The sequence below is a fragment of the Pseudoalteromonas sp. CR1 genome, assembly GCF_019392235.1.
Classification (GTDB): Bacteria; Pseudomonadota; Gammaproteobacteria; order Enterobacterales; family Alteromonadaceae; genus Pseudoalteromonas.
In genome coordinates this window covers 1-256 of record NZ_JAHXRM010000397.1, presented here as the reverse complement: position 1 = coordinate 256, position 256 = coordinate 1, and the positions used below count along the sequence as shown (strand labels likewise).

1 protein-coding gene is annotated in these 256 nt (G+C 65.2%); it reads right to left on the bottom strand.

The features are described from left to right. Positions 1-256, bottom strand: a 256-nt coding sequence (locus KZZ04_RS19880; protein WP_219423984.1) for a UbiA family prenyltransferase, incomplete at both ends; no start/stop codon positions are given.

Here is a 256-nt window from a genome sequence, read left to right as displayed (position 1 = left end):
CGCCGTGGGTAACCGGCAGCATCGGAATGTCGGCCTTGGCGTATTCCTCTTTGCGGTGAATGGCCAGGGCCCAGAAATGCGGCGGGGTCCAGGCGAAGATGATCAACACCAGCAGCAGCGGCTCGGCGCTGACATGCCCGGTGACAGCAACCCACCCCAGCAGCGGCGGCGCGGCGCCCGCGAGGCCACCGATGACAATGTTTTGCGGGGTCGCACGCTTGAGAAAGCCGGTGTAGATCACCGCATAGCCGAGCAG